Raw genomic sequence first — 7,788 nt, forward strand, 5'->3', positions numbered from 1 at the left:
CGCCCTGGTCATACGACGATGGGCATCAGGCCGCGTCGGCCAGCTTCTTGTTGCGGTCGGCGCGGCTCACGGCGCTGCGCAGTTCCGCCGGATCGAAGTCGTCCACCGCGATGAACTCCGCCACGCCATCGCGCACGCGCTTGAGCAGGTCGTGTTCGGCCGCGGTGATCACGCCCGCCTGCAGCGCTTCGGAAAGCTGGCCGTTGTAGTCGTGCGACTTGAACTGGCCGCTCTTCTGCGCCTTGCCGAACTTGCGCTCCACCGGCTCGGCCGCGATCACATCCGGCAGCAGCGCGTTCATGCGGCCGATGGTGTTGTTCGCGGTCGGCGCGAGGTACGCCCATTCGACAAGGCGATCGCGCGCTTCGCCCGGCGCCGTGATGATGGCGGCCACGCGACGACCCAGGCGATCGGACGGCGGCACTTCGCGTCGGCCGAATGGGAACACCAGCGCGCGCAGCAGCCACGCCACCGGCTTCACCGGGAAATTGCGGATGGCCCCGTCCAGCGCCATCTGCGTGCGCCACATGCACTCGTGGAACGCCCAGGCCAGCAGCGGACGGTCCGCTTCCGGACGGCCCGTGTCCTCGTAGCGCTTGAGCATGGCGCTGGCGATATACAGGTAGCTCAGCACATCACCCAGGCGCGCGGAGAGCTTCTCCTTGAACTTCAGCTTGCCGCCGAGCACGCCCATGAAGGTGTCCGCGCACAATGCCAGCGCCGCGGAGTAGCGGTTGAGCTTGCGGTAGTAGCGGCGCGTGTACGCGTCGCCCGCGGTATCGCCGATGCGCGAGCCGGTGATGCCCAGCGTGAACGCGCGCACCGCGTTGGAGATGCCGAAGCCGATATGGCCGAACAGCGCGCGGTCGAACGTGCGCAGGCGCTCGCCGTAGTCGGCGATCGACAGCGCCTGCATTTCCTTCAGTACGTAGGGATGGCAGCGGATCGCGCCCTGGCCGAAGATCATCAGGCTGCGCGTCATGATGTTCGCGCCTTCCACCGTGATGGCGATCGGCACGCCCTGCCAGGCGCGCCCCGCGTAGTTCTTCGGACCCAGCTGCACGCCCTTGCCGCCATGCACGTCGAGCGCATCGCCGGCGATGACGCGGCCCCACTCGGTCGCGTGGTACTTGGCGATGGCCGACGGCACCGCCGGCTTCTCGCCGCGATCCACCGCCGCCGCCGTGGCGCGCGACAGCGCGGCCGTGGCATAGGTCAGGCCACCGATGCGGGCCAAGGCTTCTTCCACGCCCTCGAAGCGGGCGATCGACAGGCCGAACTGCTTGCGCATGCGCGCATAAGCGCCGGTCGCGGCCACCGCGGCGCGCACGCCGCCGGTGGCATTGGACGGCAGCGAGATCGCGCGGCCTACCGAGAGGCATTCCACCAGCATGCGCCAGCCGTGGCCGGCCATGTGCGGGCCGCCGATCAGCACCGACAGCGGCACGAACACGTCCTTGCCGTGCAGCGGGCCATTCTGGAACGGGATGTTGAGCGGGAAGTGGCGACGGCCGATTTCCAGGCCCGGCGTCGAGCGCGGCAGCAGCGCCAGCGTGATGCCCAGGTCTTCCTTGTCGCCCAGCAGCTTCTCCGGGTCATACAGGCGGAAGGCCAGGCCTACCACCGTGGCGATCGGCGCCAGCGTGATGTAGCGCTTGTCGAAGGTGAGCTTCATGCCCAGCGTTTCGACACCATCCACGACCTGCTTGCACACGATGCCGTAATCGGTGATCGAGGTGGCGTCGGAGCCCGCGTACGGGCCGGTGAGCGCGAAACACGGGATCTCTTCGCCTACCGCCAGGCGCGGCAGGTAATGGTTCTTCTGCTCGTCGCTGCCGTAGTGCAGCAGCAGTTCGGCCGGGCCCAGCGAGTTCGGCACCGCGACCGTGGAGGCCACCGTCGCCGACATCGTCGCCAGCTTCTGCAGCACCGCCGAATGCGCCAGCGCCGAGAAACCCAGGCCGCCGTACTGCTTGGGGATGATCATGCCGAAGAACTTGTGCTTCTTGATGAAGGCCCAGACTTCCGGCGGCAGGTCGGCCAGCTCGTGCGTGATCTGCCAGTCGTCGATCATGCCGCACAGTTCTTCGACCGGGCCGTCCATGAAGGCCTGCTCTTCCACGCTCAGCTCGGGCTTGGGCTGCTTGAGCAACTCGTGCCAGTCGGGCTTGCCGGAGAACAGTTCGCCTTCGAAACCGACCGTGCCCGCCTCGAGCGCCGTCTGCTCGGTCTCCGACAGCTTCGGCGTCACCTTGGCGAACATCTTCAGCAAGGGCGCGGTGATCTGCTTGCGGCGGAAGGTCTTCATCAGCAGCGGCACGGCGATGCCGAGCTCGATCACCAACAGGATGAAGGTCGTCCACGGCGCGCCGGTAAGCGCACCGACCACGACGGTGGCCACTACCGTCACGATCGCCCACGTGCGCAGGCTGCTGCGGTGGTAGGCACAGGCACCGGTGGCAATCAGTGCCGCCAGCAGGGTCAGGATCACGGACATCACAACACCTCGTTACGGATGACGACTTGGTGGTTCATGGAAATCACGCAGTCACCGCATCGCTGCGGTCGGGACTGGAAAGCTTGCCCACGAACCGTGCGATTTCGCGGGTGAAGGCATCGTTGGCATCGCCGGCCACCATGTGCGTTGCGCGCGGCAGTTCCACGTGCTCGGCATGGGGCACCAGCTTCAGGAATTCATCGACCGTGTCGCGCGAGACCACGTCGCTGCGGCCGCCCGAGAGCAGCAGCACGGGCACGACGACCTTGGCCGCGGCCGCCATCAGGCGCGGCTGGTAACGCTCGCTCTCGCGCACCAGCTCGCCGCCCAGCAATGCCGGGTCCCAATGCCAGCGCAGGCGGCCATCGGCGCCTTCGCGCAGCAGCGGACGGAGCTGGTCCTCGCTTTTGCGCCCGCCGCGATGCGGCAGGTACCTGGCGATTTCCTCGGCGGCCTCGGCATAACTGGCGAAGCCATCGGGATGGGCCTGCATGAAGGCGAGGATGCGCTCGACGCCGGCGGTCTCCCAGCGCGGGGTGATATCCACCAGCACCAGCGCACGGAAAGCGTCGGGATCGATCTCGCCCGCCAGCATCAGGCCCAGCAAGCCGCCCATGGACGCACCCACCAGGATCGGCTTGTGCAGCTCGGCGTGCGCCAGCACGCGCAGATCGCCGATGAACTGCTCCATGTGGTACTCGCCGCCCGGCAGCCAGTCGCTCTCGCCATGACCACGAGCGTCGAAGCTGACGCAGCGGTATCCCTGCGCCGCCAGGGCCGAGGAGGCGCCGCGCCAGGCGCCGCGGGTCTGGCCAAAGCCGTGGGCGAACAACAGCGCCGGGGCGCCCGCGGGGTGGCGGACCTCGACGGCCAGTTCCAGGCCGTCGACCGAGGCTGCCCGCGAGACCGTCTTTTCGATGGAAGATGCCGATACCATACGCACGAGTATGGATTGCGGCAAACCGCCACGTCAATATGCGCCGCGGCAGCGGTCCGCCGATTCAACGACTTGGGGGCCGGCTCCGTGCAAGCTCACGGACTGCGTTAACATACGGGCATGAATGCAAGCGCCAAACCTGAACGCACCCGTCTTTCCGCCGAGGATTGGGAAGACGCGGCCCTCAAGCTGATCGCCGACCAGGGCGTCAACGCTCTCGCCGTCGAGGCCCTGGCCCGCCAGCTCGGTGTGACCAAGGGCAGCTTCTACTGGCATTTCCGCACCCGCGAGGCGCTGCTCCAGGCCGCGCTGGAACGCTGGGAGCAGTACGGTGAGCGCGAGGTCATCTCGCAGATCGAGTCCATGCCCGATCCGCGCGCCCGCCTGCCGGAGCTGTTCCGCCGCGTGGCGCACGAACTGGCGCCCCATCGCGTCTATGCCGCCCTGCTGAAGGCGCTGGACCACCCGCAGGTGGTGCCGGTCATGGCGCGCGTCTCGCAACGACGCATGGAATTCCTCACCAACATCTACCGCGAAGCGGGGCTGGAGCCGGTCGAGGCACTCAACCGGGCCCGCCTGACCTACGCGGCCTACGTCGGCTTCCTGCAACTCAACTTCACGCTGGGCCTGCCGCGGATCAGCCATGAGGAGTTCGACGCCTACGTCGAACACATGATCCGGACCCTCACCCCGAACTGAGTCGTATCGGCAAACGCCTACGCGAAACGCCGCCCTTGGGCGGCGTTTTTTTTATGGCCGCGGCCCACTGGTAGCAACGGGCCCGAAGTGGTCTGCAATCCCACCCCTAACTGTCGGCCCAGGCGATGTTTTTTGGTGCGCCCAGTTACCGGTTGCTGCGTCGTACCTTGCGATGCCAGTGCCCGTAAGTTAGCGTTTCTGCTCTTTTTTTGGCTTAAGACCAGAGTGAGGAACGTGATGTCGAGCAAGCTGGAATCGCTGCAACGCTGGGTTGACGAAGTGGCGGCACTGACCCGCCCCGCGAAGATCCATTGGTGCGACGGCTCGGACGCTGAATACCGCCAGCTCGTGCAGCAGATGCTGCAGACCGGCGACTTGATCGAGCTCAATCAGGAGACCCACCCGGGCTGCTACCTCCACCGTTCGAGCCCCTCCGACGTGGCCCGCGTCGAGCACCTCACCTTCGTCTGCACCAGGGACGAACAGGACGCCGGCCCGAACAACCACTGGATGGCCCCGGCCGCCGCGCACGCCAAGATGGACGCGCTGTTCGACGGCTGCATGGAAGGCCGCACAATGTACGTCATTCCGTACTGCATGGGGCCGATCGATTCGCCGCTCGCACGTTGCGGCGTGGAGATCACCGACAGCCCGTACGTGGTGGCCAACATGCGCACCATGACGCGCATGGGCGCCGCCGCGCAGGCGCGCATCGAGCGCGAAGGCACGTTCGTGAAGGGCCTGCACTCCACCGGCGAGCTCGATCCGGAACGCCGCTTCATCATGCATTTCCCCGAGGAGCTGACCATCAAGTCGTACGGCTCGGGCTACGGCGGCAACGCGCTGCTGGGCAAGAAGTGCCATGCGCTGCGCATCGCCAGCTTCCAGGCGAAGTCCGAGGGCTGGCTCGCCGAGCACATGCTGATCGTCGGCATCGAGAACCCCAAGGGCGAGACGCACTACGTCGCCGCCGCGTTCCCCTCGGCCTGCGGCAAGACCAACCTCGCCATGCTCATCCCGCCGGAGGGCTATCGCAAGAACGGCTGGAAGGTGTGGACCGTGGGCGACGACATCTGCTGGATGCGCCCCGGTGCGGATGGACGTCTATACGCCATCAACCCGGAAGCCGGCTACTTCGGCGTCGCCCCGGGCACCAGCGATGCCACCAATCCGAATGCGCTGACCACCATCGCGCGCGACACCATCTTCACCAACGTCGCCGTTACCGCCGACAACCAGCCGTGGTGGGAAGGCCTGCCGGGCAAGCCGGTCACCGACTGGCAGGGTCGCCCGTACGATCCGTCCAATGGTCCCGCCGCCCATCCCAACTCGCGCTTCACCGTGAGCGCCAGGCAATGCCCGACCTGGTCGCCGCGCGCCGAGGATTCGCAGGGCGTGCCGATCAGCGCCATCGTGTTCGGCGGCCGCCGTCCGTCGCTGGTGCCGCTGGTGTTCGAAGCGCGCGACTGGGCGCATGGCGTGCTGATCGGCGCGGCCATGGGCTCGGAAACCACCGCCGCCGCCACCGGTGCGGTGGGCGTGCTGCGTCGCGACTCGATGGCGATGAAGCCGTTTGCCGGCTACCACTACGGCGACTACTTCCGTCACTGGCTGTCGTTCGACAAGCCGGGCGCGAAGCTGCCGAAGATCTTCCACGTGAACTGGTTCCGCAAGGGCGAAGACGGCCGCTTCCTGTGGCCGGGCTACGGTGACAACCTGCGCGTGCTCGAGTGGATGATCGACCGCGTCGAAGGTCGCGCCAAGGGCCGCCAGACGCCGATCGGCACCGTACCCTCCGACGGCGAGCTGAAGCTGGACGGCCTCGCGCTGGATCGCCGTACCGTCGACACCCTGCTCGACGTCGACCACGCCGGCTGGAGCGACGAGCTCGCGGCCATCGGCGAATACCTGCACAGCTTCGGCGAGCGCCTGCCGGACGAACTGCATGCCGAACAGCAACGCATCGCCAACGCGCTGAAAACCGCCGAGGCCGCCTGACCTGAAGGCCGGCGACCCCGTGGCCGGCCTTCGCTCGCTCTGTAGGAGCGCACCCAGTGCGCGAAAAGCCCACGGAGCGGTGACGCCGCAATTCCCCCGATCGCGCACGGGATGCGCTCCTGCAGTTGCAAGAAGCGGCCTTGCAGGCCCTTCCTCTAAACCCTTCCGCACCTGGCCGCATCCAAGCTGGCAAGATGACCGCAGCCTGCCCAGCCACCGGAACCCTGATGCCGCCAGCGCCCGCCGCGGAGCCCACTGACACGGACGACGTCCGCGCGGCTGCCGCCGGTGACAGGCAGGCCTTCCATCGGCTTTACCGGCTGCACGTCGACCGTGTGTACGGCGCGGTGTATCGCCTGGCCGGCTTCGACCACGCCCGTGCGGAAGATCTCACGCAGGATGCGTTCGTACGCGCCTGGCAGAAGCTGTCCGGGTTTCGCCACGAAAGCTCGTTCGGCACCTGGCTGTACCGCTTGGCGGTGAACGTCGCGCTGATGGACATCAGGGCACGCGGCGCCGATCCGGTGAGCATGATGGCCGAGGACGACCTGCCGGATCGCGGCGAAACGCCGTTCTGCGCCGCCGAACGCGAAGAACTGGAACGTGCCATCGGCAAACTGCCGCCGCGGGCACGAGCGGTACTGGTATTGCACGACATCGAAGGCTGGCGCCACGAGGAAATCGGCATCGAGCTGGGGATGGCGGTGGGCTCGTCGAAAGCGCAGTTGCATCGCGCACGCGGCCTTCTGCGAAAAGTATTGGGAGAAAGCGCATGAACGAATTCGAATGGCTCCGCCAGGCCCGCGCCCTGCGCGAACCGGTATCGCCGCGCCGCGACTTGTGGCCCGCGATCGATGCCGCCCTGGATGACGCCACCTCGGCGGCACCAGCGCCCCGGCGCAGCACGGCACAGCGTGCGCAAGGCTGGCTGCTCGCCGCCAGCTTCGCGGGTTTGTCGCTGTTCGCCGGCAGCCTCGCCGTGCACCTGCGCGATCGCCCGCTCACCACGGCGACGGCATCGGCCGCGCCCGACCTGGAGCGCTGGCGTCCGTCCGATCCCCGCCTTGCAGGCGCCGCCGTGGAATTCGACGCCGCCAACATGGAACTGCGCCAGGCCATGGAACAGGCGCCCCATTCACCCGCACTGCAGCGCCTGCTGTATCGCATGCAAAAACAACAGTCGCAGCTGCGACAGTTGGAACACCAGGCTGGTTGAGTCCAGCGGAGCCTTCACCATGAAAACCGCACGCATCATTCCACTCCTGCTCAGCCTGTCCATCGGCCAAGCCCTGGCCGACACGCCCATCAACCTCTCCCACGATGCGACGCCCAACGCGCGCATCAGCGTCAGCAACGTCAAGGGCGCGGTCACCATCACCGCCTGGGACCGCAACCAGGTGCAGGTGGGCGGCCGGCTCGGCGAAGGCGCGAAGCCGCTGACCATCGAAGGCAGCGACAGCAGCATGACGATCCGTGTCGAATCGCAGGGCAAGTCCGGCTGGTTCAACTGGAACAACGAGAACTCGATGGGCTCCACCACCCTGGACATCCGCGTGCCGAAGGGCGCTTCGCTGGACGTCGACGTGGTGAGCGCCCCGCTCAGCATCGACGGCATCGAGGGCGGCAAGATCAAGGCCAACACCGTCAGCGGCAAGGC

7 protein-coding genes are annotated in these 7,788 nt (G+C 67.2%); 5 read left to right on the plus strand and 2 right to left on the minus strand.

The genetic code is table 11. From position 1 onward, the window contains the following. Window positions 1-25: 25 nt before the first annotated feature. Window positions 26-2,497 (minus strand): acyl-CoA dehydrogenase, encoded by a 2,472-nt coding sequence (locus JMF82_RS16805; protein WP_201315702.1) that lies wholly within the window; start codon window positions 2,495-2,497, stop codon window positions 26-28. A gap of 43 nt (window positions 2,498-2,540) precedes the next feature. After that, the gene (locus JMF82_RS16810; RefSeq protein WP_201315709.1) at window positions 2,541-3,434 is read right to left on the minus strand and encodes an alpha/beta hydrolase; all 894 of its coding nucleotides are present in this window, start codon (window positions 3,432-3,434) and stop codon (window positions 2,541-2,543) included. Between the two features lie 120 nt (window positions 3,435-3,554). On the opposite strand from JMF82_RS16810, the gene JMF82_RS16815 reads away from it, so the two are divergent. The 5 genes from JMF82_RS16815 to JMF82_RS16835 all read left to right on the plus strand — a co-directional run. Continuing rightward, the gene (locus tag JMF82_RS16815; protein ID WP_201315703.1) at window positions 3,555-4,133 is read left to right on the plus strand and encodes a TetR/AcrR family transcriptional regulator; all 579 of its coding nucleotides are present in this window, start codon (window positions 3,555-3,557) and stop codon (window positions 4,131-4,133) included. Between the two features lie 237 nt (window positions 4,134-4,370). Then, window positions 4,371-6,131, plus strand: a complete 1,761-nt coding sequence (locus JMF82_RS16820; RefSeq protein WP_201315704.1) for a phosphoenolpyruvate carboxykinase (GTP) — start codon at window positions 4,371-4,373, stop codon at window positions 6,129-6,131. Between the two features lie 227 nt (window positions 6,132-6,358). Beyond that, window positions 6,359-6,907 (plus strand): sigma-70 family RNA polymerase sigma factor, encoded by a 549-nt coding sequence (locus tag JMF82_RS16825; RefSeq protein WP_201315710.1) that lies wholly within the window; start codon window positions 6,359-6,361, stop codon window positions 6,905-6,907. Next, on the plus strand, window positions 6,904-7,347 hold the full coding sequence (locus tag JMF82_RS16830) for a hypothetical protein (protein WP_201315705.1): 444 nt from the start codon (window positions 6,904-6,906) through the stop codon (window positions 7,345-7,347). Before JMF82_RS16825 ends, JMF82_RS16830 begins: the two co-directional genes overlap by 4 nt. A gap of 19 nt (window positions 7,348-7,366) precedes the next feature. Beyond that, the coding region (locus tag JMF82_RS16835) for a DUF4097 family beta strand repeat-containing protein (protein ID WP_343214155.1) at window positions 7,367-7,788 on the plus strand (422 nt) is incomplete at its 3' end.

It is taken from the genome of Dyella sp. EPa41, from assembly GCF_016586165.1.
In the GTDB taxonomy this organism is placed as follows: domain Bacteria; phylum Pseudomonadota; class Gammaproteobacteria; order Xanthomonadales; family Rhodanobacteraceae; genus Dyella.